Here is a 25633-nt window from a genome sequence, read left to right as displayed (position 1 = left end):
TGAAGTAAGCATAGCATAATCGTAACAAAAGGCAGATTCCGCTGGGGGATCTGCCTTTTATCGCATATTCATTCGGCTCATGCAGCTGCCTTTTGAAAAAGAAGCGAATTTGCAGGATAACGATTGAAAATACAGGGGACGGGTAAAATGTACATAAGCAGGACGTTGGAAGATGTTCTCAGGGCGCAGTACACTTGGGATACAGCCGAAAGTTCTGGAATTGCAGACACCTGGAGATGGCACAGTCAAGACCTTATCCTGGCGAAATAAAGGCTGTTCAGCTCCTATTTATGCCAACCCGCAGGCGATTGGAGTTGACACACACCTGAAAATTCTTTAAGATGTCATAGGTGATTTGTAATTCGCTACGAAATTTAAAGGATAACGGGTGATGATAATGGCATATAGACCAACGATTACGACATTGAAAAAAGCCGGTATTAACGAAAAAGAAGGCTTGTATGAATTTACAGCAACACTGGCGGATGGAACAGAATGTCGTATGTTCTACAATCGTTTTCCAGAATGGAAAATGACCAATATTAACCGCTTGTTAACCAAGCCATGTCCTGTATGCCGTAAGGATTTCATTTGCAACTGCTTTAACGCATTTGCCGGTGAGATTGACCAGCAGATCAAAGATCGTCAGCTGATTGACGAAGCTTTGGCCAACTAAGAACAGAGTACAATTTCATATTGCAGAGCGCGGGGATTAACTTCTCGCGCTTTTTTGCTATCTTTGCGGCAGTATGGGGTAAATATAAGGATAAAGAGAACTGAACGATCAACGAAAAGGAGAGTGAATCATATGGTAACCGCACATGCTCCGGTATCCCGTCCGGGAGAACCGACCGAATTAACCGATGCTCAGATTGAGGAATTGCTTCAGGGAGAACATCCGATTGTACTGGTGGATGGGGTATGTCATTTCTGCCAGGGGGCTACCAAGTTCATTATCAAACGTGATCCGAAAGGAATCTTTCATTTCGCTTCGATCCAGTCGGAAGTCGGCCAGAAGCTGATGCAAAAAGGCGGACTGCGTACGGATACGATGGATACGTTTGTATTGATCGAGAAGGGGCATTTCTATACCCGCTCTACCGCTGCACTGCGTATTGCCCGTCGTCTACGTTATGCATGGCCGCTGCTGTATGCATTTATCGTCGTACCGAAAGTGCTGCGCAACAGTGTATATAATCTGGTCGCCCGCAATCGTTACCGCTGGTTTGGCAAATCGGATCAGTGTATGTTACCGACACCGGAGATCCGGGAACGGTTTATCGAGTAATCGACCGTATACCAGATTGCAGCAATGTAGATGAAGAGAAGTATCTTTCATTTAAAAAATAAATCATCAGCAAAATAAAAACCTGCAGGACCGGATAATACCGGCCTTGCAGGTTTTTATTTTGCTGTTGTGCTTATTATTTAACGATTATGTTCATTGTTCAGTCCTGGTACGTATGAATAGCAGTCATATAGAGTACCCACATGGACAGCCTGTTATTTCAGCGGGTACCGGGTCAGTACTTTTTCATTTACGGAATAAACGGTATGGTCATTGTAATCGACAGGTGAACCCAGCTTGGTTGTATTAAACACATGTACAACCGCCAGATTGGATGGATAAAGGATGTACATGCGATCATCCATATTAACCATCAGATTGCCGTCCGTTGTCCGTTTCACCCATGTGTAATCTGCTGCGTCGCCTTCAAGGCTGACGGAAGCTACGGATTTGCTGGAAGCTACATTATACAATTTTAGATTGCCGTTCTCATAGGTGGTATAACCGGTGCCCGTAGATTGGGTGATGGAACCGCCGGGAATCATGCGTCCCCAGAGCAGTTTGCCTTTTGGATCAAAGGCGAACAGTTTGTTGCCGACCTGATCGATATTGGTACGGATCAGTACAGTGCCGTTTTTCAGTACAAACATCGAATCGCTGCCATCTCCATATACATTGGCATTAGCCGGGAACTGGTAATGGTACAGCTTTTTCAGATTCAGACCGTATACGTCAATCCTTGGATTCGGTACAGCCTGCCAGCCATTCTCGTTTTTGGTCAATTTGCTGGCGGCTACGATGATGCGGTTACCTTCGGCATGAAGAACAGAACCCTGGATAGCCTGCTGGTTCAGCAGCTTGCCATTATTGTCGTAACGGCTGAGCGACGAGCGAATGATACCCTGGTTATTCACTTTGCCGCGTGAAGCAACGAGCAGGGAGCCATCCTTGAGCAGGGTAATATCGCTCGTATCCGGAAGTGCCTTGACCCAGTTGGCTTTGCCTGAAGTATTGATCGAATGGAGCTTGTGGGTTCCATCGGAATAATCGGCATATACATAGACGGTTCCATAAGGGGTATACGCCATCTGTGTAGTTAGCGTGTAAGGACCGTCAGATTCATGCAGTACATAACTCCACTGCGGCTTGCCGGTAACTGTACTGTACGCTTGCAGGGTATCGAGGTACCAGCTGTTGTCCGTATTGCCCGTGGTGTTGGGCATATCCTGCTGGGTATGTACATAAGCGATTTTTTTGGCAGGTACTGCGTGTACGTCTGTGGCACGTATAGCGAGAGCATTCTCCATTTTGTCGTTGAACAGGGAAGGGGACGTCCAGGATGGGTTGCTGAGCGGCTGCACTTTGTCTGCCGCCGATACAGGCGCAGCCAAAGAAAAGCTGACCATCCCTGCCAACAGGAGTGCCGCCCATTTGTGCTGCGGTTTCCGATTCGATTCCATTACAATTCCACCTTTTCTTTTGTAAAGTATATTCCTTGAATTTTTAACCCATTTTACTGAAGAAGCAACAGATGTGACGCTAATGTAATAAATGGATGCTGAAGATAATAGGGCGTATAGGCTAATGGATGCAGAAATAAGAGAGAGTGATTCTTTATGCACGGTAATTATTTTCGGATATAGTATTGCAGACCTATAAAATCTATGGTATCCTATCGTTAAATATAGTTCTTGCAACGGAAGCACCGTTTAAGTACCGCACTCTCTGTGCGTTATTTAAACGGTGCTTTTTTTGTTGCCTGGGAAAAGGGGGAAAGACAATGGCTCCGGTACAGATCGTACTATGTGTGGAGGACAGCCAGTACATTGAGCTGTTGCTGAGGTACATCCGGGAAAGTGAATATGCAGCCAAAGTACGAATCAGGGCGTTTTCTGATGTGGATATGTTCATGACCTATATGGACAAGGAAGAGCATCGCGGACTGGTAGCGGCAGAAGAGGTTTTTCTGAAACGATGGCTGCACAGTGAAAATATCAAGACCGCACGCTGGGTAAGACTGAGTGAAGAAGCAGAGGATTATACGGAGGGCGTCACACTTGCCAAGTACCAGCCGCTCCACAACCTGCTGGATCAGTTGTCTGGTATGACCGGACGTACTACTGCTCCGGATATCACCCTAAAAGAAGGCCAGCATGCGATGATCACTTCGGTATACTCTGCAGCACCCGGCAGCGGCAAGTCAGTGACGGCGATGAATATGGCCAAACAGCTGGGTTTAAGAGGACAATCGGTCTTTTATCTGAATCTGGAGGCGGCCAGCAGTACACATCTGTTGAGGCTGGAGCGCAGGCAGCCGGCGGAGAACGGATTGTCCCGGCTGCTGTATGATCTGCAGGCTGCAGCAGAGCAAAAGGAACTGCCTGTACATCCGCCTTCACATTATGCGGTATATGCGGAAGAGATCAAGGCGGATACATTTGAGCCGCCGGAGAACTTTAATGAGCTGCTGCACATGACGGAACAGGATGCATTATCCCTGATCGCCTATATTGCGGGCAGCCGGGAGTATGACCATATCATTATCGATGGCGAGTCCGGAGGTCAGGAGCGCATGAGAGCTGCGCTGCAGGTCAGTGACCGTATTATCTGGCTGCTGACTGATGATCTGCCGTGCATGCACAAGACAGGGCTATGGATGTCATACTGGCAGTCTCATGATCCCCGGTGGTATGAACAGATATGCTCCAGGATTTCCTTTGTAATGAACCGGTTCACCGGAAGCGTGATGAATCCGCTGCCGATGTCAGGGATGGAGCTGGAAGGTACGCTTCCGTATGTGCCTTCGTGGAAGCAGGTGACCAGCAGTGAGCTGCTCTGGTGCTCGCCGATTTTCCAGCGTGATATTTTAAAATTATGCCGGATGCCTCATGATCAGGCTTATGCTGCAGGCGGGGTGGGAATGTGAACGAAGATTTATTTATCAGTTTGCGGGATGAAGTCCGGTCCGCTCTGGATGTGACATTTACGGTCGATGACAACGAACTGATGCGCCGGATCGAGCAGAAGGTACTGGACAACAGCCGCTATCCGGGCCTGACAGCAGGGGAGCGCCGCAGACTGGTCCGGCAGGTATTTGATTCGTTTCGCGGCTTGGATATTTTGCAGCCTTTGGTCGACGACAAAAGTGTAACCGAGATTATGATTAACAGTCACAAGGATATTTTTATCGAGCGCAATGGTCAAGTGATTCAGAGTGAAACGGTATTTGAATCCCGGGAGCGGCTGGAAGATATTATCCAGACGATTGTCTCGGGAGTGAACCGGGTCGTCAATGAATCATCGCCAATTGTGGATGCCAGGCTCAAGGATGGATCGCGTGTCAATGTCGTGCTGCCGCCGGTAGCGCTCAAGGGACCGACGATGACGATCCGTAAATTCCCTGAGAATCCGATGACGATGGATGATCTGGTGCAGATGGGAGCACTGGCGCCTGTAGCTTCTCATTTGCTGCAGACGCTGGTGCGCAGTAAATTTAATATTTTCATCAGCGGGGGAACGGGCTCGGGCAAGACTACTTTCCTGAATGCATTATCCCAGTACATACCGTCGGAAGAACGCGTTATCACCATCGAGGATTCGGCGGAGCTGCAAATACGTACCGTTCCGAATCTGGTATCGATGGAGACGCGAAATGCCAATACCGAAGGCAAAGGGGAAATCAGCATCCGCGATCTGATCCGTTCCTCACTGCGTATGCGTCCCAACCGGGTTATCGTCGGTGAGGTACGTGGGGCGGAAGCGCTGGATATGCTGCAGGCCATGAATACAGGCCATGATGGATCACTTTCTACCGGTCACGCCAACAGTGCAAGGGATATGCTCAGCCGGCTGGAGACGATGGTGCTGAGCGGTGCCGAGCTGCCGATTCAGGTAGTACGTCAGCAGATTAGCTCTGCGATCGATATTTTCGTGCATCTTTCCCGGCTGCGGGATCGTTCGCGTCGAATCACAGAGATCTCGGAAGTGCGCGGTATGATCGATGGCGAGGTAGTGCTTAATCCGCTGTTTGTTTTCGAAGAACATGGGGAAAAGGAAGGCAAAATCATTGGCAATCTGGCGCCTACTGGCAATTTGCTGATCCATACGGACAAGCTGCGGGCGGCCGGTATTGAGGAATGGCGCAGACTGGCAGCGATCAGCAATCCGGAATATAGCGCCAGAGCCTGAAGAGGAGGTTAAGGAGAGGGATGCTTCATTTTAAAAACCGGTCAGGCAGCAGGCAGACCGATAATGGCACACTCGCTGTCGGGACAGGCAGCAGTAAACGCGCAGCCGTGCCAGATGCAGCTAGCATACCGGCTGATCCAGGCAGTGTACTAACGGATTATACCGTGTATGAGCTGTCGGCTGTACAGCGGTTCGGCTGCATGCTGATATGCGGCGTTATATTTCTGCTGGTCGGTTATTTGTTTTATCATAACTGGCTGATTGGAGCGGTGCTGGCTGCTGCCGGATGGTTTACTCCAAAGCTGCTGCGCAGACATCTGCTCGAGCGGCGGCGCAGTGCTCTTAGTTCTCATTTCAAACAGGCATTGTATTCGTTGTCCTCTTCGCTGGCTGCCGGCCGATCGGTCGAAAATGGATTCCGGGAAGCGGCGCAGGATCTACGAATGTTATATCCGGATGGTGATAACGATATGATTCGTGAGCTCAATATTATTACGACCCGGCTGGATTATGGTCAGCCGATTGAAGAAGCGCTTCAGGATTTTAGCAATCGCACAGCCAATGAAGATATTGGTAATTTTGCGGATGTGTTTATTACATGTAAACGTACAGGTGGAGATCTGATTGAAGTGGTGCGCAAGACATCTTCTGTTATCGGGGAGAAGCTGGATATCCAGCAGGATATCGCAGTTATGGTATCGCAGAAAAAATTCGAATCCAATGCACTTATAGCTACGCCATTTATCTTCCTGATCTTTTTGAATGTTGCAGCGGGGGACTTTATGAAGCCGATGTATGGTAATCCGCTGGGCATCGTCGTATCGACGCTGTGTCTGGGAGCACTGGGATTTTGCTTTTGGCTGATTCGGAAATTTATGAATATCCGGGTGTAATAAATAGCCCGGTGAATATTTGCTGAGAGGAGGTGAATGAAACTGATCTGGGTATGGCTGGAAGGGCTGATGGCAGCTCTGCTGGCGGTAGGGTGGGTTGTGCTGCATCAAAGTGCAGAGGAGCGTCACAAGCAGCTAGCCGGGCTTTCATTTGAAGTGATTAAGCTGCGGCCGCTGCTGCCGGCAATGCTGGTATGTATAGAGAAAGTTAGATTTGTATCGCGTTTCTCAGGGGTCTTTTATCGTATTCAAAGCTCTGTTCAAAAAGGATTTGGGGTCCACATGAGCGGAGAGCGGTCACTGCTGTATATTGCAGAAATGGCCGGTTATGTCTGGCTGCTGCTGACGGTAGGTTTTGTCCTGGCTGCTGTCAATGGAGGCAGTGCCACCTGGCTGGGGCTTGGAGCCATGCTGGCAGTGGTACTTCCTGTTGCATTATTCCGTGATCTGCAGAAAAAAGTGCAGGAACGGGAGCAGGATATTTTGCTGGAACTGCCGGAGCTGCTGAACAAAATCATACTGCTCGTTGGAGCGGGTGAGACGGTGCAGCGTGCTATTGTACGCTGTGTGCAGCGCAAGCAGGAAAGTGCAGCAGGGCATCCGTTGTACAAAGAACTGGTCCAGATGCTGAACGAGCTGGAGAACGGGTATTCCTTTCAGCAGGCACTGGAGACATTCAGCAAGCGCTGCGGTGTGCAGGAAGTATCGGTGTTTACAACGACGGTACTGCTGAACTTCCGTCGCGGTGGCGGAGAGTTCGGACTCGCGCTGCGCGATCTGTCGCGTACGCTCTGGGATAAGCGTAAGGCAGTCAGCCGCATGCGCGGGGAGCAGGCATCGTCCAAGATGGTATTTCCGATGGTCATGATTTTTGTAATTGTAATGATATTGGTCGGTACGCCGGCATTTATGATGATGAATATGTAGGAGGAAATGAAATGACAAACATACTTAAGCAATCCTGGAATGGAATCCAAAGTTTCTGGAAGGAAGAAGACGGGATCGGTACGCTGGAAATGGTACTGATCATTGCAGTCATTCTGATCATTGCACTGGCTTTTAAAAGCAAGATTACTGCAGTTGTTACCGGCATGCTGGATTACATGGGACAAAAAAGTGAAGAATTCAAGAAATAATCTGTCTATCCAACGTCTCTGGCAAAACACAAAAGGAAGCTTCACGATTGAAGCTTCCCTCGTGTTTCCCATTATCCTGTTCACTACGCTGCTGATCTTGTTTTTCTGTATGTATCAGTACCAGAACACCATGCTGAAGCAGGCGGCTTCCAAAACGTCCGAACGTGCAGCATACTCCTGGGATAACAGCCATAAAGATGCGGTTACCGGAGCATATGCAGAAGGTGAGAATGATGGATTGTACTGGCGTCTGACCCAGGATGATATGTTGAGTAAACTATTTGGTTGGGCAGGAGCATCCAGTTCAGCAGAGGTTTCCATTCCAGGAGGCAGCGGCGGATCACTGCCTACGGATAAATTATCTGCCGCTGCCTCCTGGGTTCCTGGTGAAATGAGTGGAGATATAGCTTATAACAACGAACTGATGATCAGAAAAATCAAGACTACACTTTCCCGTCCTGTATCCTTTGGCGCATTGGAACGGGAGCTTGGCCAGCCTCTTCAATCAGAGGTCAGCGCAGGAGCAGTTGTTGTGGAGCCTGTCGAATTTATCCGTAATGTGGAATTGCTTCGTTATTATGGTGCCAAAGTATCCGGCAAATACGGACAAGCTCTCAATCTGGGGCAGGCAGGAAGCATATTGAAAATGTTTGGCGGACAGGCTCCATAGTGGTCTGCCTGAATGAATCAGGAGTGTGAATCCCATTGAGAAAACGATTAACCAAGCAGCATAGGCGCAGCTGGTTTGGACCCATATGGAACAAAGTAACCGACACGCGTGGTGCGGTTACGATTTTTATGATTGTGGTGCTGGCAGGGGTATTCATGTTCACTGCCGTATTTATCGATTATTCCAGAATTGCGGCAATGGAAGTGCAATCCGAGCGGCTGACCCATGCGGTGGTTCGCTCGGTCATGTCCGCGTATGAACCTGAGTTTCAAAAGGAATATGGCTTATTCGCTTTTGGTGAGTCGGATGCCACCCAGCTGCTGGATACGGCGCTGACGGAAAATTTTAACTATACTGATCAGGAGGATGGGTTCCATCTCATCCCGCTGCAGGCCGATGAGACTTCTATCCAGCTCAGCCGTCCGCTCGGCAAGTACGATACATTCAATCAGCAGATTCAGGAGGAGATGAAATACAAGGCTCCGATTGACTTTACGATTGAAATTGTAGAGAAGATGCGTACGATGTCCGGAGTGATGAAGGAGACTACGCAGACAGTATCTGTACTGAACAGAGTACGCAAACCTTATGAAGCCAGGGAAAAGGCGATAGATGAGCTAATTGCGCTGCAAAAGAAAACGGCAGGCGAAGTGCAGGAACTGGCCAAAATGATTATGCATCCGGCGGGAAGCTCCATTGCAGACAAAAATGTAGGTTCGATCTCTTCGATAGCCCAGATTGCGGCGCAATTTAAAAATTACACCGATCTGATCGATGAAGACAAACGACGCAAGAAAAAGGACAAACCGCGGATCAATACAGCCAAAATCGCTGCATACAAAAGCCGATCTTCTTCATTGCTGCAGAAAATAAATCCCAAGGTGGAAAACCTGCTGGAGACTCATGCACATACATACAGTGAAGGTATAGAGCTGATGGCCAAAATCAGACACTATAACCAGGAAATTGCGAATATTATCGAGGAAGAGAAGAATCGATCGGCTAATGCTTCCTATGACAAGGTAAGCGGCGCACGCATACCCGGCAGTACGGCCAAAGGAGATGCGGGTGCAGAGCAGCAGCTGGCAGAACTTCGTAAAAATCTGGATCAGCTGGTACTTTCCCAGGAGCTATTAAACCAGATGGAAGCTTCCGTGAAATCGCAAGGAGATGATTATACAAGTGTCTCCCATGCTGTAAAAAGTCTGGTTACCGCAGCGAACCAGCAGATCACCCAGACTTCCGGCAGCGCATCGGCTCTGAAAAACAGCACGATCCGTACGGCTCGTCTGCTGCAGGATTATCTGGACAACTATTTGGGTAGCGCACCGGAAGGAACGATCGGCAAGATTGAAAAGCAATTGGCTGCTGCACGTGCCGGCACGGATAGTATTGCCAAAGATGAAGACAAGGCCAAGCAGGATATGAAAAAAGCTACGATGATGTTGAGCGGTATTGCCGGTATGGGAGCGGCGGCTACTGCACTGGATGCCGATTTCAGCGAAGTGAACGGCTACTATGAGGATAGTCTGAAGTTCAACAGCAGTGCCGGAGGCGAACAATCCCAAGTGGAGGTGGATAAAGATCCATACGAAGAAAGCCAGAAATCGATGGATGCAATGGATGTTATTTTCGGTGGGGTATCCGAATCGCTGATGAACGGACGCAATGAATTTTTCCAAAATGAATATGCGATCCATTACTTTGAGCCGTTTGATGTCACCTTTTTCCGCAATATGGCAGAGAGTCTGCAAAAGGGTGATGGTGCTCAGGCAGCCGACGCTCTGGCAAATGTGGATCTTGAGGGAATGATTCAGAACTTCGCGGTGGAACATCAGCAGGTTGAATATATTATTTACGGATTCAATGGTCCGACGGCCAACCTTACAGCAGCTTACAGTGAAATATTCGGTGTCCGGCTGGCGATCCGTACTGCTGAAGGCCTCGTAAAAAGTGCGAAGCTGGGACATCCGCTGGCTGTATTGGCAGCCGGAATTGCCTACGGAGTCGAGATGGCGATCAAGGATATGATCGATCTGTTTACCAAGGGTCATACGGATCTGTCTGCTTATATGAAAGTTCCATTTGAATATCGAGATTATTTGAGATTATTTTTGCTTCAGACCAATGATAAGAAAAAAATGTCGCGAATGCTTGCATTGATTCGTCACAGTACCAAAATCAATCCGGCAGAACGCAATACGTATGCATCGGCACATGTGCGAACAGGAATGAGAATCTGGTTTTTGCCTGGAGTCATGAAGATGCTGAAAACAGGACAGGCGGGTAGCTCCGTGGAACAGGGTGTGTATTATGCAGATAAACAGGCAGACTACGGATACTAGCAAGAAAGGGATAGACCTGCAGCCGATCGGTGTATTGGACCATGGGTCCAGATTTGTGGCTCGGTATTCCAGGCAGCAAACGTCATCCCATGCGAGCAGTTATTATGTTCACGAAAAAAATCATGCATCCAGGAACCAATCGCGGCTGTGCATTATCCCGTTTCCTTCGGCTCTGAAAAGGGAGGAGCGCGGCAGTATCGTACTGGAAGCAGCCATGGTGCTGCCGATCTTCCTGTTCGTCGCGATCTTCCTCGTGTACCTCGTTCAGATGACGCTCGTCTCTACTGCGCTGAATAATGTGACTTCCGATACGGCCAGATATGTGGCGACCCATATCTATCCGGTACAGAAAGCTTCGGAAGCTATCGACGCCAATCCGATTATGCCCAAGTTGAGCCTTAGCGAGTTGGCTTCACAGTATGAAGGCGCCTTTCCATCACCGATCAATGAATGGATGATGGAGGCTGCCAGCGGCGGCGATGCAAAGATTGAGCAGTTGAAAAATCAGGCGGCCGCTGCTGTACTGGATGCAGCGATCAAGCCGCTGATTCAGCAGATTGCTTCTGATAACCGCATTGACTACAGCCGTATCCATGTTACGGAAGTAACCGTGCCTGATCTGTCCAATAAGACCAATCCGTATTTTGGTATCGAGATCGAATATGAGCTTCCTTTTCGGGTACCGCTTATTTTCAAGCCAATTGTACTGCAATCCCGGTCGACAGAGCGGCTCTGGATTGGAGATACCGGCGAATTTGGTGCAACCGCTCAGGAAGCAACCGAGACAGAAACAGGAGTCAAAGTCGTGTCGGTACCGCAGCCAGCACATCCCGAATCGATGATTTCCATCAAGGCGACAGCGCCGCCCAGCTCGGTGGTGAGCCTGGAGATCCGTTACAAAAGCGGGGAAAGTACGGCCAAAGGCTTGGGACAGGCTGTTGCCGATGCAGAAGGCAATATTGACTGGACATGGAAAATTCCATCGACCGCGACTGCCGGCTGGGCGACCTATGTGTTGACGACAGCTGATGGGCAAAAGATCCGGGGAACTTTCCAGATTGCCCAGTATGATGGCAGACCTGTTATTTCGGATTCGTGAGACAGTAAGGTAGAGGCAAGAATGGAAAGGAGCATTTCAGGCGAATGGAGAGCATGTTTATCGGTGGGGGCATTTTTATAATATGGGCATTTTGGACGGATATCCGTGCACGTAAGATCCCTAATTTTCTCAATATATTATTTATTATCAGTGGACTGGCTTATCATCTGGCTACCAACCGGTGGGAAGGGCTGCTGTTCGCTGGCAAGGGATTTGCGCTCGGATTCGGCATTATGCTGCTGTTGTATGCATTTCGTGCAGTGGGTGCCGGTGATGTGAAGCTGTTTGGCGGTATTGGCGCCTGGTTCGGGATTGGTATGACGGCGCAGATGCTGATGTATTCGATTATTTTTGCAGGTGTGATTGGTCTGGTGATTATGCTGTGGCGGCGCGAGACAATTGTGCGCATGCGCAGAGTATTGTGGAAGGTAACAGGAGCCCTGCTATGGAAGCAACCGCTCCGCGCCAGTCAGGCAGAGCAGCAGCAGTATCTGACATTTCCATTTATGGCGGCCGTGCTGCCAAGTGTTATTTTTTGTTACTGGTATATCTGAGTCTGGATGTCTAAGGAGTAGAGGTGAGAGCGATCATGGAGATATTAACACAGGATTTTATTCAGGATGGCAAGACGTATATGACGATTGACCGTGAGGCGGGATTTCAGCAAAATGATCTGAGCAAAACACAAACCGGCATGATGCTGTCTTCACGGATTCGCGGCATACTGCAGCTTCATCTGCATGAAGTTAATATGAAGGCGGTACTGCGCTATGATATCAGCGGCAAAAAGATGCTGCGGCATTGTCTGCAAAGTGAACCGATGGGCATCGCCGAATATCTGGGATTGCTGCTGCAGATCGTATCCACGCTGGAGGAGAGCAGCCAGTATATGCTGTCACTGCCCAACTATGTGCTGGATGAGCAGTATATGTTTGTTGATGGAACGCTTCAGGCAGGAGGATTGTATCTGACCTATGTACCATCTCTGGAAATGCTTACGGATGAGCCGGTGCAGTCGATTCTCAGCAGACTGGCTTCCCGCTGGATGGCTTATGTGGCAGAGTTAACCGGAAATAAAGTGCAGCGTATTCTCAAGTATTGCCAGAACGATAACTTTAATCTGCAGGAACTGAAACTGCTGCTGCTGGAACTTCTGGCAGATTACCAGCAGCCGGGTAATGAACAATATGCCGATTATAGCAGTGCAAATACTGGCTATCGACCATCCAGTAGTAGTGCCCAGGCAGCCGCGCCGATTCAGTCAGGAACAGGGTTTCGGGCAGGAAGTCCTGTACCGGATACTCATCCGCATGGAGGGATGAGCAGTCATTCACAAGCCGGCAATTCAATATATGTAAAAGATTCGACTGCTCCGGGAGCAGCTCACCCTGTGCTTCAGCAACTGCGAGAGCGGCAGAATGCCCCGGCTCCTTTGACGGCGCATTCAGATGCAAGAGCTGGTAATCCGTCTTTGGCTTCACCCATGCCTGCTGGGAAAAGTGGAAATCCGCCGCTGTATTCAGCAGATCCTTCAGCATTGTTTTCATCCGGCAAAGTAAATCCATTTCGTCCACAAACAGCAGGGATGGCATCCGTATCTGAAGCGGATAATGAGGACAATGAAGAATCGGAATCCAGACCTCTTTCTTCTGCCCACCGTACCTACCTGCTGGCAGGAGGAGCACTGCTGGTCGCCATGATCTGGAGGTTCGGTTATCTGGAGCATGGTAATGATATGATGCTGTATGGATGTACAGTTCTTACGATAGCTATCGGTATTATAATTTACATGATAATTAAAGGAAAATGGTCTGCAGCCAGCAAGCTCAAGCTGCCTGTGCTTCATAAGTCAAAGCAGGAAGACCAAGAATACGGAAGTGAAAGCTGGCGCTGGAAGCCTGAGCCGGCTGTTGCAAGCGGATTGGCTATGGCTGCAGCAGGAGCTTCTGCTTACGGAGCAGATTCGATGAGTCAGCGTGATCAGAGTATTGCAGCTATTTTTGGTGGAGACTCTGCCAGACAGACCGGGCAGCATTCGAATAATAACGTCATGCAGCCTGGTCATCTCGGAGCCAACAACGGCAGCAGGCAAATGGCAAATAACCAGCGCTCATTTGCTTCTGGCCACTCTAATCAGGCGATGGAGCCATCGGGGGAACCTCTGCCGGATACAGGACTGCTGTCTTCCCATATGGCAACGGTGCTGCTGGATGAATCTGCTGCTGCACATTCACAGGGAAGTTCCAAACCATTCCAGGGTTATCTGGAGCGCAGAGAGCTGGATGGTATTCATACGGAGCCGATTCGTTTGACTGCGGGCACTTTCTTGATTGGACGGGCAGAAGAAGGCGTACATTATTATGAGAAATCGATCGGTACTTCGCGCAACCATGTGGAACTGGAAATCAGCGAACAGCAGGTAATGATCAAGGATCTCAGTTCGCGCAACGGCACATTACTCGGCAGCGAGCCGCTCGTGCCTTATAAGTCATATCCTATGCAGGATGGAGACTCTTTTACCATCGCAAGAGCAGTGTATACACTCCGACTTAGTTAAATTGGGGTATATGAAGATGCAAAATCTAAAGAAGCAGACTATCCAAAGACAGATTGAAAGGACGAAATATCCAGGATATGAACTAGCTGAAAATCAAGAAATACATCAAAAAATGAAATCGATATAAGCAATCCCAAAAAGCCGCCTCTCCAGCATCTTTGTGCTGATCGGGCGGCTTTTGTCAAATTATCTGCCTATACAATAAAATCAATCAGACAACCGGTCAGGCATGTGAAGGCTGTGAGCTTTTTTTGCCTTCCAGATCGGCGATGGCGGATTCGATATCCGGGAATTTGTATGTGAATCCAAGGTCCAGCGCTTTCTGCGGAATGACTCGCTGCCCTTGCAGCAGCACAACCGACAACTCACCCAGCACCGGCTTGATCAGCAGGGACGGAACATGGAACCAATGCGGACGGTGCAGTACTTTACTCAGAGCAGCACCCAGTTCCTCATAACGGACCGGTCCGGGACAGGAAGCATTGACCGGTCCGCTGACTTCTTTGTTCATGACACAAAAGTCAATCAGTCTGACCATATCATCGATATGAATCCAGGATACCCACTGCTTTCCGGAACCGATCTTGCCGCCAGCATACATGCGATACGGCAGGGTCATCAGAGGGTAGACGCCGGCATCTTTGCCAAAGACCAGACTGACACGCAGCTTGATCAGGCGCACATCTTTGATGCTGTCGGCTACAGCTTCCCACTGTTCGGCCAGACTGGACGGAAAATTCATCGTTCTCCGTTCACTGCTTTCATCAAATGTCTCGTCCTGAGAAGTGCCATACACTGCCATGGCACTCGCTTGAACAACGACTTCCGGTTTGCGCTCTAGCTGTTCCAGCGTTTTGGATACGATATTCACCGTACGCATACGCGATTCCACCAGTTCCAGCTTAGTTTTGGTGCTCCAGCGCTGATTGAGCGATTCGCCTGCCAGATTTACAATGGCATCGACGCCTTCCAGCTGCTTGGGGTTCTGCTCCATATCTTCCCAGGTGATGTACTTAATGGTGGGATCCGTCTTTTTGTCTTTGGTAATTTTGCGTGTGACAATGGTAATCGTATGTCCCTGCTGCTGCCAAAAAGGCACAAGATGACTTCCTACAAATCCGGTACCGCCGCATACTACAATGTTCATAAATTGGCCTCCTCGGTAAAGTAATGTACTATTTATGCGGATCAACGTATACGGATCAAAGTTATCCGAATATGCAGCTAACTTCTTTGGTTAATCCGTTGTTGTCATACGCGCTGCTTCTCTATTATTCCTGAACAGATATTCATCAGGAAACGTATATTCCAACGTTCCAAAACTACATTCTAGTTATTATTAACCATTATCCGCTACTCTGCTCCGGTAAAATGTATTTGTGCTGTCTTGCCGGTAAACAAAGCTGTGCGTCTTAATCAATTATTCATGCGTCCGTCCTAGATTTATTTACCTATTCACGTTAAAATAGGTTGGATTCGCGAAGACCAGGCATATCTAAGGGGGAAATTTACCGTGTTAAAAATAGGTTCCCATGTATCATTTTCCAGCAAGGGACTGCTGAGCGCAGCCAATGAAGCGGCTGAATATGGATCAAGCTCATTTATGATATATACCGGGGCGCCGCAGAATACGCGCCGCAAGCCGATGGACACGATGTTTATTGAAGAAGGCAAAGCCAAAATGACAGCTACCGGGGTAGAGGAAATTGTCGTGCATGCTCCGTACATCGTCAATCTCGGCTCGTATAAGGAACATACGTATGAACTTGCAGTAAGCTTTTTGCAGGAAGAGATTCGTCGTACTCATGAAATTGGTGTACGCAATATTGTGCTGCATCCGGGCGCATTTACAGATATGGATGCCGAATACGGAATTAAACGCATTGCTGCCGGACTGGAAGAAGTGCTAGCCGGAGTCAAGGAAACGGATGTCAATATTGCGCTCGAGACCATGGCGGGTAAAGGCACCGAGATGGGTCGGAGCTTTGAGGAAATCGCTCAAATTATGGAGCTGGTACCGCATAATGAAAGGCTCACCGTCTGCTTTGATACCTGTCACACCCATGATGCCGGATATGATCTGATCAACAATCTGGATGGCGTGCTGGAAGATTTTGACCGTATTGTTGGTCTGGATCGCATTACTGTTGTCCATGTCAACGACAGCAAAAATCCGGTAGGCGCAGGCAAGGACCGCCACACGCCAATCGGCTCCGGCTGGATTGGCTTTGAAGCGCTCAACCGTCTGGTACATCATGAGAAGCTGCAGGGACGACCGTTTATTCTGGAGACGCCTTGGATCGGTAAAGACGCCAAAAAGCAGCGTCCGATGTACGAAGTCGAAATCGCACTGCTGCGCGGTGATCTGTCCGGACGATTCGGCAGCGGATTTGTGGAAGATGTAGAGAAGCTGCACCATTTCTTCGAAGGTCAGGGTCTTGAAGCGCGTTCATTCGTACTCGATACCTGGACAGTACTCAAAAATGATGCCAAAGCTCGCAAAGCCGATCCGCGTGAGCCGCTCGAGCGCCTGTACGATCTGATCACCGCAGACGGATTATTGGGCGAAATGAGCGAAGAGCAGATCAACCTGCGTCTGATCGCTTTCCTCGCCGGTAAGCAGGTTCTGTAGTCATTTATCATCCAGAAGAAAAAAAGCCTAGTCAGCTAAGCAATCGCAGACACACTTAAGCAGCTGAACTGGCGCGAAAGGTTCAGCCAATCAAGCAGCCTTGTATGCAGAGCTCATATCTGTGTTATAGGGCTGTTTGGTTTGTATATCAGAAGAGAGATAGACCGTATTAACAAAGCGGTGTACTGCATTAACGAAACTATGTATCGCATTAACAAAGCTATTATCACATTTATAAAGCTCTGTGTTGCATTAATGAACTTGATATGGTTAGCATCTAAAAGTAGAAATGGGAGAAGAGTGTGCATACTAATGGCGGTTGTATGCAGGCTTATCCAAGCAGACTCTGCACATCATATTCCATTTCCCGTCCGTACATCTAACCATAAAGTTCATATTCCCATTCAGCGAATCGTCATAATGGCTCATGAGTCATCTCTGCTCTGAAACGTTACAACCGATTCATTAAATAAATTTGTTTACTTTCCGGCCGGGATCACATAGATTGTAATATAAGATATTTTGGGATTACCCGAAAGTTCAAAAAGAAGCTGTTCTTCATCAAGATCCTTTATCGTGGGGAAGCTGTAAAGTCAGGACGTATATTTTGGATAGCGCATTACGTTCCTGTACTGTCATCAAAGGAGGAAATCAATTACTTATGGAAGTACATGTAAAGCAAAACCAATCTGCACGCGAGCAGCAGGATAACCGGGCGCGTATGCTGATTTCCTGTCCGGACGGACCGGGCATCGTCTCTGCGGTATCCCGTTTCCTATTTGAACATGGAGCCAACATTGTGCAGTCCGACCAGTACACGATGGACCCGGATGGCGGCATGTTTTTTATGCGCATCGAGTTTGACCTGCCGGAGCTGGCTGAGAGTCTGAGCGGACTGAAGCAGGATTTTGAAGAGATTGCCGGACGTTTCCAGATGAAATGGGTTATTAATGAAGTCAGCCGCAAGAAAAAGCTGGCGATCTTTGTATCCAAGGAAGATCATTGTCTGGTCGAGCTGCTCTGGCACTGGCAGGCCGGTGATCTGGATGCGGATATCGCGATGGTGATCAGCAATCATAATGATATGCGTGCCTACGTGGAGTCTTTTGGCATTCCATTCCATCATATTCCGGTCACTGCGGATACCAAGCAGGAAGCCGAGCGCCGTCAGCTGGAAGTGATCGGAGCGGATATTGATCTGATCGTGCTGGCCCGCTATATGCAGATTATTTCGCCAACCTTTATCGAGCATTATCGCAACCGGATTATTAATATTCATCATTCATTCCTGCCTGCATTTGTGGGTGGCAAGCCGTATGCGCAGGCCTATAATCGCGGTGTGAAAATTATCGGCGCAACCGCTCACTATGTAACCGAAGAACTCGATGGTGGCCCGATCATCGAACAGGACGTGCAGCGTGTCAGCCACCGTGACAATGTCAATGAACTGAAACGAATCGGACGCACAATCGAGCGCGTGGTGCTGGCCCGTGCTGTGCAATGGCACACCGAGGACCGCATTCTGGTACATCAGAACAAGACGGTTGTATTTAACTAAAGCGCTTGTTTTGTATAAAGAAATGAGAAATGCAAATAGGTATATACCCGGCCACTTTGTAATCAAAGTGGCTTTTTGGTGTTTGTGCTTCATCCATCTCCACATGAAGTCAGAAGAAATGTCAGAGTAGCTGCTGTAACTAAACGATTACGTGGGAAATGTATTTTTTCAATAAGCTGTACATGTCTAAATAAGCCGTCTATGTTCGTAAAACCCTTGTGTCTGTAGTTACTCTTAACGCTCCGTTAATATTAATATGTTACGGTAGCAGAAGTACGCCGCAGTTCCAGATAACCAAGCAGCCCCAGTACCAGTCCATACAGCATATGCCCGGCCAGCCAGTACATATAAGCCGTCATATCATCCACTCGCGGTACCCGCTCGGACAGTAGCGCCAACGGGAAAAACAGCAGGGAGGAAGCGGCTCCGATCAGCAGACCGCAGATCCATGGATGCGGCCAGCGAATCAGCCAGAGCCGATAAAGGAAACCGAGTACAACCGACACGGCCAGATGCAGGCTGAATTCCAGCCATTCGGGCAACCGGTCAGGCAGCATGGGGACAAAATCAATATTCAGCAGCAGCGTGTATACGCCTGATCCGGTCAGCAGCTGAATCCATTTCAGGAAAAATCCGAGCAGTATTCCACTGAGCAGACCGGCGATGATTACTTGCAGGACATATCTTTTCAAAATATAATCCTCCTCTTTTAGCGGATGGGATATTGGGTATAAATACAAAGTAGTGAAATAACGATATGGTAAACTGCCGGGACAAGTGTTACAATGGACAAAGGGCTAATAAGTCAAATTGAAAGACTCAAGAAGAATCATTTCATTTGAGACCACTGCATAGATGAATTTATCTCAGATGAAGTAGGGTCTGAGCACCTCGCTTTACCAAGAAGAATGAGGAGGATTAACATGACTGATAAGAAACAAGAGCAAGAACAAAGCATCAGCAAGTCCGAAAACTCCAACGTGGATAATCTTGCAATCTCCACGATCCGTACACTTTCGATCGATGCGATTGAAAAAGCAAATTCCGGACATCCGGGTATGCCAATGGGCTCCGCGCCAATGGGTTACCAGCTGTTCGCTAAAACTATGACACATAACCCGGCTAACCCTACATGGGTAAACCGTGACCGTTTCGTATTGTCTGCAGGTCATGGCTCCATGCTATTGTACAGCCTGCTGCACCTTTCCGGCTACGGTCTGGAAATGGATGAAATCAAACAATTCCGTCAATGGGGAAGTAAAACTCCGGGTCACCCTGAGTATGGTCACACTGCTGGTGTTGACGCAACAACAGGTCCTCTGGGTCAAGGTGTGGCAATGGCTGTAGGTATGGCTCTTGCTGAATCCCATCTGGCGGCAACTTACAATAAAGACAACGCCAACGTGATCGACCACTTCACTTATGCAATCTGTGGCGATGGCGACATGATGGAAGGCGTAGCCAGTGAAGCTGCTTCCATGGCAGGTCATATGAAACTGGGCAAACTGATCATGCTGTACGATTCCAACGACATCACGCTGGATGGTAAAGCAGGTCTGTCCTTCTCCGAAAACGTAGAAGATCGTTTCAAAGCTTACGGCTGGCAAGTACTGCGCGTAGAAGACGGTAACGATCTGCCTGCAATCGCAGCAGCTCTGGAAGAAGCAAAAGCGGACACTTCCCGTCCAACACTGATCGAAGTGAAAACAGTAATCGGTTACGGTAGCCCGAACAAACAGGGTATTGGCGGCCACGGCGGTACGCACGGATCTCCGCTGGGTTCTGCTGAAGCCAAACTGACCAAAGGATTCTACGAGTGGACATACGAAGAAGATTTCTATGTACCGGACGAAGTTCGTGAATACTTTGCAAAAGTAAAAGAGCGCGGCGTAGAAGCCAACAAAGCATGGGACGAAATGTTTGCCGAGTACAAAAAAGCAAACCCTGAGCTGGCTGCACAATTTGAATCGGCATTCTCCGGTAACCTGGCAGATGGCTGGGACAAAGAACTGCCATTCTACAGCACAGAAGACAAAGCGGTATCTACACGTGTTGCTTCCGGTAACGCTCTGAACGGTCTGATCAATGGTGTACCTCAACTGGCTGGCGGTTCCGCTGACCTGGAGAGCTCCACTATGACTCACCTGAAAGGTCTGGAAACTTTCACACCTGAAACACGCGATGGCCGTAACATCTACTTCGGCGTACGTGAATTCGCAATGGCAGGCGCAATGAACGGTATTGCTCTGCACGGCGGTATTAAAGTATTCGGCGGTACGTTCTTCGTATTTACTGATTACCTGCGTCCGGCAGTACGTCTGGCAGCGCTGATGGGTCTGCCTGTGACTTATGTTCTGACTCACGACAGTATCGCTGTTGGTGAAGACGGTCCTACACACGAACCAATCGAACAATTGGCTTCCCTGCGTATTATTCCAGGTCTGACTACTATTCGTCCTGCGGATGGTAACGAGACTTCTGCTGCATGGGCTCATGCCATGGAAAATAAAGGCGGTCCAATCGCTCTCGTACTGACTCGTCAAAACCTGCCAATCCTGGCCGGTACGGTAGAAGGCGTACGCGAAAACATCAAAAAAGGTGCTTACGTTGTATCCGACGCCAAAGGCGGACAACCAGCAGTACAAATCATCGCAACAGGTTCCGAAGTGCAGCTGGCTGTTAAAGCTCAGGAAGCACTGGCAGCTGAAGGCATCGAAGTACGCGTTATCAGCATGCCAAGCTGGGAACTGTTCGAAAAACAGGATCAGGCTTACCGCGATTCCGTTATCCTGCCAGATGTCAAAGCTCGTCTTGCTATCGAGATGGCTCAAACATTCGGTTGGGAACGTTATGTTGGCGACAAGGGCGCAATCCTGGGTATCACTACCTTCGGTGCTTCCGCTCCTGGCGACCGCGTAATGGCCGAATACGGATTCACAGTAGACAATGTGGTACAAAAAGTTAAAGGACTGCTGTCCTAATATCGTTTGACCTTAAAAGGTGCAGAAGTGGCCCAGCGCCACTCTGCGCTTTTTTCTAATCCAGGGTTCGGTATCGTGTTGATATCACGGGGATACCCGATGTTTTCCATTTGATAAACAGGGGAGCGGTATAAGCGGATGAGTCAATTTGAACAGGTTACAGTGGTCAAGGAAGCCAATATTTACTATGAAGGCAAAGTGACGAGCAGAACGGTTCTGCTGCCGGACGGCAGTAAAGTCACGCTTGGAATCATGATGCCGGGCAGTTATGAATTCGGAACAGATCAGCATGAGACGATGGAGATTCTTTCCGGTCAGCTGTCTGTTCAACTGCCGGGAGCAGAGGAATGGATGGAGATCGATGGACAGGCGACCTTTGAAGTGCCTGCCAATTCCAGATTCAAGCTGGAGATCAAGACCGTTACCGACTACTGCTGCTCGTATTCCTGATTGACTGTACAGCATGGCAAGAGGAGCTGGGAGTTCAGCCTGCACGGAAGATGGCAGTCAGCGGAATATATCTTTATGAGGAACAGCTGCAGCAGTTCTAAAATAGTGCAGTACGATAATGCGCTACACTGAAAAAAGCAGTATCTTCTGATCGGCCGCATCTTATGGATGAGCTATCAAAAGAATACTGCCTGATCATTCTGCATTATTAAAGCTCACAGCCTGCAGCAGCGGCACACGGATGCTTATAGCGTCTGTGCTATATCTCATTGGCGCCGCTGAGCTCAGGTTTTATAGTAAAGCAGGTTGCTAATTACAGCGATTTGCCGCTGATCGTCTGGCCGATCCATTCTTCATAGCAGCGGGCGATAACGGACAGATCATCGTCACCATAGCCTTTGGACTGACCGGCCTGGAACAGGCTTTTGGCCAGATTCAGCATCGGTGACGGCACACCGTTCTTGTCATTAAGGGAAGAAGCCAGCTTGAGATCCTTGAGCATCAGCGCCAGGGAAAACTGGTTGCTGTAATCGCCATCGATGATTTTCTGGCCTTTCAGCTCGATGGTACGGCTGTTGGCAGCGCCATTGCTGATCAGCTGCAGGAAGGCGGATGGATCAATGCCTCCTTTGGAAGCTATCGCAAAGCCTTCTGCCAGTGCAACAGTGTGAATGCCGACCATTGTATTATGGGCCAGTTTGGCGGTAGCTCCGCTGCCGTTATCTCCCATAGGAATCACGAGTCGTCCCATCGCCTGGAATACGTCCTGATGAGCGTCAATTGCCTCACGGCTGCCGCCGACCATAAATACAAGCGTGCCGTCAATGGCTGCCGGCTTGCTGCCGGTAACCGGCGCATCCAGATAGATACCACCGCGCTCGGCAACTGCAGCAGCGATTACCTGAGCCAGCGGCGGGGAGACCGTGCTGCAGTCCATCACTGTTAATCCCTGCTGCACAGCGGCGATAATTCCGTCTTCACCCTGATAGACCTCATGAATGGAAGCATCATCGCTGACGATGGTAATCACCATATCCTGTCCTGCAGCGGCTTCGCGCGGAGTATGTACCTGCCGTGCTCCCTGCTGGACCAGCGATTCGGCCTTGGATGCAGTGCGATTATATACCGTAAGCTCAAAGCCTTTGTGAAGCAGGTTTTCTGCCATCGGCAGACCCATTGTACCCAGACCGATAAATCCTATTTTTTTCATAGCGTTGTTCCTCCATCTCTGTCTGTAATCCAAAGCGTGCCTGTTCTGCCAGCAGCCGGGATGCTTGCAATACGGGAATCATCCGGTCATACTAAAAGCAGAAATGGCCTGACCCGTTAAGTGTAGCATGACCGGCATTCGGTTGGGTATAGGCAGGCGATGGATCACCGGCAGGAGCGCAGAACATGCTCATTTGCTATAAAAAGGTGTCATCCGGCATCCGGTCAGGGTACATACTCAGGTAGGCCATATAGGGTAGAATACCGCATCAGGCAGTAGACCGATCAGCAACTGGTCGGAGTGTGCAAATAATTTATTTTGGGAGGGTAACAATATTATGTCTAAAAAAGTGAAATTTGATTACAGCAAAGCTCTTTCTTTTGTCGCTCAACATGAAGTGGATTATTTTGCAGAGCCGATTCGTCTGGCTCACGAACAACTGCACAATGGTACTGGCGCAGGCTCCGACTATCTGGGCTGGATTGACCTGCCTAACAACTATGACAAAGAAGAATTCGCACGCATCCAAAAAGCGGCTGCCAAAATCCAGAGTGATTCCGAAGTGCTGATCGTTATCGGTATTGGTGGTTCTTACCTGGGTGCACGCGCAGCGATCGAGATGCTGACGCATTCCTTCTATAATGTACTGCCAAAAGACAAACGCAAAACGCCGGAAATTTACTTTGCCGGTAACAACATTAGCTCCACCTATGTAAATCATCTGCTGCAGGCAATCGAAGGTAAAGATTTCTCCGTGAATGTAATCTCCAAATCCGGTACAACGACAGAGCCGGCGATTGCTTTCCGTATTTTCCGTGCAGAACTGGAGAAAAAATACGGTAAAGAAGAAGCACGCAAACGCATCTACGCTACAACAGACCGTGCCAAAGGCGCACTGAAAACACTGGCGGATGCAGAAGGCTACGAAAGCTTTGTTATTCCTGATGATGTAGGCGGACGTTACTCCGTGCTGACACCGGTAGGTCTGCTGCCAATCGCAGCTGCTGGCGTTAACATCGAAGAAATGATGCAGGGTGCTGCCGATGCTGCCAAAGAATACAGCAACCCGAACGTTGCCGAGAACGAGAGCTACCAGTACGCAGCCGTTCGTAACGCGCTGCATCGTAAAGGTAAAGCGATCGAGATTCTGGTTAACTACGAGCCATCCTTACACTTCGTATCCGAATGGTGGAAACAGCTGTACGGCGAAAGTGAAGGTAAAGACTTTAAAGGTATCTTCCCGGCAGCGGTTGATTTCTCGACTGATCTGCACTCCATGGGTCAATTTATCCAGGATGGCAGCCGTAACATTTTCGAAACCGTCATTCAGGTGGAAGAAGTGGCCAGCCATATTACGATCGAAGAAGATCCGGAAGATCTGGATGGTCTGAACTTCCTGGCAGGCAAAACACTGGACTTTGTTAACAAAAAAGCATTCCAGGGTACACTGCTGGCGCACACAGACGGCCAGGTGCCTAACCTGATCGTCAACATTCCGGACCAGACTCCGTATTCCTTCGGTTACCTGGTGTACTTCTTTGAGAAAGCCTGCGGTATCAGCGGCTACCTGTCCGGCGTGAATCCGTTCGACCAGGAAGGCGTAGAAGCTTACAAAAAGAACATGTTCGCGCTGCTGGGTAAACCAGGCTTTGAAAAGCAAAAAGCGGAACTGGAAGCCAGACTTTCCGAGTAATCATGGAGAGTTTTGCATAAAACCTGCAAGAAGCTGATTTAAAAGTCTTTTCCAATAAGCTACTTTTGAGGTAAAATAGGATAAACTTCATGAAGAAAGCAGTTCTCGGGCAGCAATGCCAGGGAGCTGCTTTCTTGATACCTAAATATATTGTATGATATCTTTAGTAACCTGGAAGGTATTGGTACATAGAGTGCGAGTTATACAGTACTCTGACCTATAGGGGAATACATGAATACTGCTTGCATAACAGGCAGGAACGGTAAGGAAAGGATCATCATGACAACAGATAAACCTGAACGCTACAAGACGATACAACAAGCTGGAGCCAAGGAAATCGTGATCAAAAAATCCCGGTTTATCGGTCACTCCAGACCGGTCGCTACCGAAGAGGAAGCCTTGGAATTTATAGAAAGCATCAAAAAGCAGCACTGGAATGCCACGCATAACTGCTCTGCCTACCTGATCGGCTCGCGAGGCGAAATCCAGCGCCAGTCGGATGATGGCGAACCGAGCGGAACAGCAGGCAAGCCTATTCTGGAGGTGATCAAAAACCAGGGATTACAGGATATCGCGATTGTCGTAACCCGGTATTTTGGCGGAATCATGCTGGGCGCCGGTGGATTGATCCGGGCTTACACCGACGGAGCCGTGGCTGCGATTGAAGCGGGAGAAGCCATTACCCGTGTACTGCATCAGGAAGTAAAGGTTGAACTGGATTATACCTGGCTCGGCAAAGTGGAGAATGAACTGCGCAGCCGGGGCATCCGTATGGGAGAGACCGCTTTTACCGATAAAGTTATTCTAAACTGTCTGCCGGTCGTCAGCGAAGCTGAAGCATTTCAGGAATGGATGACTGATCTTACGCAGGGACAGTCACTGATCACGACAGGCGAACAGCTGTATTTTACGGAAGAACAAGAGAAATAGAGC

At 48.9% G+C, this 25633-nt stretch carries 22 protein-coding genes; 18 read left to right on the top strand and 4 right to left on the bottom strand.

Annotated elements, in window-relative coordinates:
- Nucleotides 1-397: 397 nt before the first annotated feature.
- Both WH45_RS03660 and WH45_RS03655 read left to right on the top strand, forming a co-directional pair.
- Complete coding sequence (locus WH45_RS03660; RefSeq protein ID WP_046213299.1) at nt 398-676, top strand: hypothetical protein; 279 nt, start codon at nt 398-400, stop codon at nt 674-676.
- A 132-nt stretch (nt 677-808) separates the two neighbouring features.
- Nucleotides 809-1288 carry a thiol-disulfide oxidoreductase DCC family protein gene (locus tag WH45_RS03655; protein ID WP_235338274.1) on the top strand — a complete coding sequence of 160 codons (480 nt, stop codon included), beginning with the start codon at nt 809-811 and terminating at the stop codon, nt 1286-1288.
- A gap of 215 nt (nt 1289-1503) precedes the next feature.
- Here WH45_RS03655 and WH45_RS03650 read toward each other — a convergent pair whose 3' ends face one another.
- Nucleotides 1504-2748, bottom strand: coding sequence for a hypothetical protein (locus WH45_RS03650; RefSeq protein ID WP_046213058.1), 1245 nt, complete (start codon nt 2746-2748; stop codon nt 1504-1506).
- A gap of 320 nt (nt 2749-3068) precedes the next feature.
- Here WH45_RS03650 and WH45_RS03645 point away from each other — a divergent pair, with 320 nt between their 5' ends.
- From WH45_RS03645 to WH45_RS03600, 10 genes are read left to right on the top strand one after another with little or no spacing between them, the layout of a single operon-like run.
- The gene (locus WH45_RS03645; protein WP_046213057.1) at nt 3069-4214 is read left to right on the top strand and encodes a CpaE/TadZ family protein; all 1146 of its coding nucleotides are present in this window, start codon (nt 3069-3071) and stop codon (nt 4212-4214) included.
- Nucleotides 4211-5476 carry a CpaF family protein gene (locus WH45_RS03640; RefSeq protein WP_046213056.1) on the top strand — a complete coding sequence of 422 codons (1266 nt, stop codon included), beginning with the start codon at nt 4211-4213 and terminating at the stop codon, nt 5474-5476. The genes WH45_RS03645 and WH45_RS03640 overlap by 4 nt, the downstream gene beginning before the upstream one ends.
- Before the next feature lie 20 nt (nt 5477-5496).
- Complete coding sequence (locus tag WH45_RS03635; RefSeq protein ID WP_082096523.1) at nt 5497-6369, top strand: type II secretion system F family protein; 873 nt, start codon at nt 5497-5499, stop codon at nt 6367-6369.
- Between the two features lie 36 nt (nt 6370-6405).
- Entirely contained in the window at nt 6406-7296 is an 891-nt protein-coding gene (locus WH45_RS03630; RefSeq protein ID WP_046213055.1) for a type II secretion system F family protein, read from the top strand.
- An 11-nt stretch (nt 7297-7307) separates the two neighbouring features.
- The gene (locus WH45_RS03625) at nt 7308-7505 is read left to right on the top strand and encodes a Flp1 family type IVb pilin (protein ID WP_052723608.1); all 198 of its coding nucleotides are present in this window, start codon (nt 7308-7310) and stop codon (nt 7503-7505) included.
- The gene (locus WH45_RS03620) at nt 7486-8175 is read left to right on the top strand and encodes a TadE/TadG family type IV pilus assembly protein (protein WP_235338273.1); all 690 of its coding nucleotides are present in this window, start codon (nt 7486-7488) and stop codon (nt 8173-8175) included. The genes WH45_RS03625 and WH45_RS03620 overlap by 20 nt, the downstream gene beginning before the upstream one ends.
- A 35-nt stretch (nt 8176-8210) precedes the next feature.
- Complete coding sequence (locus WH45_RS03615; RefSeq protein ID WP_046213054.1) at nt 8211-10520, top strand: hypothetical protein; 2310 nt, start codon at nt 8211-8213, stop codon at nt 10518-10520.
- Nucleotides 10489-11619 carry a TadE/TadG family type IV pilus assembly protein gene (locus WH45_RS03610; RefSeq protein WP_052723607.1) on the top strand — a complete coding sequence of 377 codons (1131 nt, stop codon included), beginning with the start codon at nt 10489-10491 and terminating at the stop codon, nt 11617-11619. Before WH45_RS03615 ends, WH45_RS03610 begins: the two co-directional genes overlap by 32 nt.
- Before the next feature lie 44 nt (nt 11620-11663).
- The gene (locus WH45_RS03605; protein ID WP_052723606.1) at nt 11664-12173 is read left to right on the top strand and encodes an A24 family peptidase; all 510 of its coding nucleotides are present in this window, start codon (nt 11664-11666) and stop codon (nt 12171-12173) included.
- Nucleotides 12174-12208: 35 nt separating this feature from the next.
- Nucleotides 12209-14176, top strand: coding sequence for a DUF6382 domain-containing protein (locus WH45_RS03600; protein ID WP_046213053.1), 1968 nt, complete (start codon nt 12209-12211; stop codon nt 14174-14176).
- A 223-nt stretch (nt 14177-14399) separates the two neighbouring features.
- Here WH45_RS03600 and WH45_RS03595 read toward each other — a convergent pair whose 3' ends face one another.
- On the bottom strand, nt 14400-15323 hold the full coding sequence (locus WH45_RS03595) for a TIGR01777 family oxidoreductase (RefSeq protein ID WP_046213052.1): 924 nt from the start codon (nt 15321-15323) through the stop codon (nt 14400-14402).
- 366 nt (nt 15324-15689) lie between these two features.
- On the opposite strand from WH45_RS03595, the gene WH45_RS03590 reads away from it, so the two are divergent.
- Together WH45_RS03590 and purU are read left to right on the top strand one after the other, a co-directional pair.
- Nucleotides 15690-16808, top strand: coding sequence for a deoxyribonuclease IV (locus tag WH45_RS03590; protein ID WP_046213051.1), 1119 nt, complete (start codon nt 15690-15692; stop codon nt 16806-16808).
- Nucleotides 16809-17469: 661 nt separating this feature from the next.
- Nucleotides 17470-18366: a formyltetrahydrofolate deformylase gene (gene purU, locus WH45_RS03585; RefSeq protein WP_046213050.1), complete on the top strand. Its 897-nt coding sequence runs from the start codon at nt 17470-17472 to the stop codon at nt 18364-18366.
- Between the two features lie 251 nt (nt 18367-18617).
- Here the strand turns inward: purU and WH45_RS03580 are convergent, their stop codons facing one another.
- Entirely contained in the window at nt 18618-19058 is a 441-nt protein-coding gene (locus WH45_RS03580) for a hypothetical protein (protein ID WP_046213049.1), read from the bottom strand.
- A 231-nt stretch (nt 19059-19289) separates the two neighbouring features.
- Here WH45_RS03580 and tkt point away from each other — a divergent pair, with 231 nt between their 5' ends.
- Together tkt and ppnP are read left to right on the top strand one after the other, a co-directional pair.
- Nucleotides 19290-21347, top strand: a complete 2058-nt coding sequence (gene tkt / locus WH45_RS03575; protein ID WP_046213048.1) for a transketolase — start codon at nt 19290-19292, stop codon at nt 21345-21347.
- Between the two features lie 138 nt (nt 21348-21485).
- On the top strand, nt 21486-21797 hold the full coding sequence (gene ppnP, locus WH45_RS03570; protein WP_046213047.1) for a pyrimidine/purine nucleoside phosphorylase: 312 nt from the start codon (nt 21486-21488) through the stop codon (nt 21795-21797).
- 313 nt (nt 21798-22110) lie between these two features.
- On the opposite strand, the gene WH45_RS03565 is transcribed toward ppnP, so the two are convergent.
- The gene (locus tag WH45_RS03565) at nt 22111-23007 is read right to left on the bottom strand and encodes an NAD(P)-dependent oxidoreductase (protein ID WP_046213046.1); all 897 of its coding nucleotides are present in this window, start codon (nt 23005-23007) and stop codon (nt 22111-22113) included.
- A 337-nt stretch (nt 23008-23344) separates the two neighbouring features.
- On the opposite strand from WH45_RS03565, the gene WH45_RS03560 reads away from it, so the two are divergent.
- The gene (locus WH45_RS03560) at nt 23345-24700 is read left to right on the top strand and encodes a glucose-6-phosphate isomerase (protein ID WP_046213045.1); all 1356 of its coding nucleotides are present in this window, start codon (nt 23345-23347) and stop codon (nt 24698-24700) included.
- Nucleotides 24701-24979: 279 nt separating this feature from the next.
- Nucleotides 24980-25630, top strand: coding sequence for a YigZ family protein (locus WH45_RS03555; RefSeq protein WP_046213044.1), 651 nt, complete (start codon nt 24980-24982; stop codon nt 25628-25630).
- Nucleotides 25631-25633: the final 3 nt, after the last annotated feature.

The sequence above is a fragment of the Paenibacillus wulumuqiensis genome (assembly GCF_000971965.1).
Classification (GTDB): Bacteria; Bacillota; Bacilli; order Paenibacillales; family Paenibacillaceae; genus Saccharibacillus; species Saccharibacillus wulumuqiensis.
Note: the sequence above shows the minus strand (reverse complement) of the source record. Positions and strands in the feature narration are given on the sequence as shown.

Bases quoted from the DNA above. Each gene is read 5' to 3' on its own strand.
- WH45_RS03605 (WP_052723606.1), top strand. From the start codon at position 11,664: ATGGAGAGCATGTTTATCGGTGGGGGCATTTTTATAATATGGGCATTT.
- WH45_RS03655 (WP_235338274.1), top strand. From the start codon at position 809: ATGGTAACCGCACATGCTCCGGTATCCCGTCCGGGAGAACCGACCGAA.
- WH45_RS03610 (WP_052723607.1), top strand. From the start codon at position 10,489: ATGCAGATAAACAGGCAGACTACGGATACTAGCAAGAAAGGGATAGAC.
- WH45_RS03645 (WP_046213057.1), top strand. From the start codon at position 3,069: ATGGCTCCGGTACAGATCGTACTATGTGTGGAGGACAGCCAGTACATT.
- WH45_RS03565 (WP_046213046.1), bottom strand. From the start codon at position 23,007: ATGAAAAAAATAGGATTTATCGGTCTGGGTACAATGGGTCTGCCGATG.
- WH45_RS03600 (WP_046213053.1), top strand. From the start codon at position 12,209: ATGGAGATATTAACACAGGATTTTATTCAGGATGGCAAGACGTATATG.
- WH45_RS03560 (WP_046213045.1), top strand. From the start codon at position 23,345: ATGTCTAAAAAAGTGAAATTTGATTACAGCAAAGCTCTTTCTTTTGTC.
- WH45_RS03595 (WP_046213052.1), bottom strand. From the start codon at position 15,323: ATGAACATTGTAGTATGCGGCGGTACCGGATTTGTAGGAAGTCATCTT.
- WH45_RS03650 (WP_046213058.1), bottom strand. From the start codon at position 2,748: ATGGAATCGAATCGGAAACCGCAGCACAAATGGGCGGCACTCCTGTTG.
- WH45_RS03625 (WP_052723608.1), top strand. From the start codon at position 7,308: ATGACAAACATACTTAAGCAATCCTGGAATGGAATCCAAAGTTTCTGG.
- WH45_RS03555 (WP_046213044.1), top strand. From the start codon at position 24,980: ATGACAACAGATAAACCTGAACGCTACAAGACGATACAACAAGCTGGA.
- purU (WP_046213050.1), top strand. From the start codon at position 17,470: ATGGAAGTACATGTAAAGCAAAACCAATCTGCACGCGAGCAGCAGGAT.
- WH45_RS03635 (WP_082096523.1), top strand. From the start codon at position 5,497: ATGCTTCATTTTAAAAACCGGTCAGGCAGCAGGCAGACCGATAATGGC.
- WH45_RS03660 (WP_046213299.1), top strand. From the start codon at position 398: ATGGCATATAGACCAACGATTACGACATTGAAAAAAGCCGGTATTAAC.
- WH45_RS03630 (WP_046213055.1), top strand. From the start codon at position 6,406: ATGAAACTGATCTGGGTATGGCTGGAAGGGCTGATGGCAGCTCTGCTG.
- tkt (WP_046213048.1), top strand. From the start codon at position 19,290: ATGACTGATAAGAAACAAGAGCAAGAACAAAGCATCAGCAAGTCCGAA.
- ppnP (WP_046213047.1), top strand. From the start codon at position 21,486: ATGAGTCAATTTGAACAGGTTACAGTGGTCAAGGAAGCCAATATTTAC.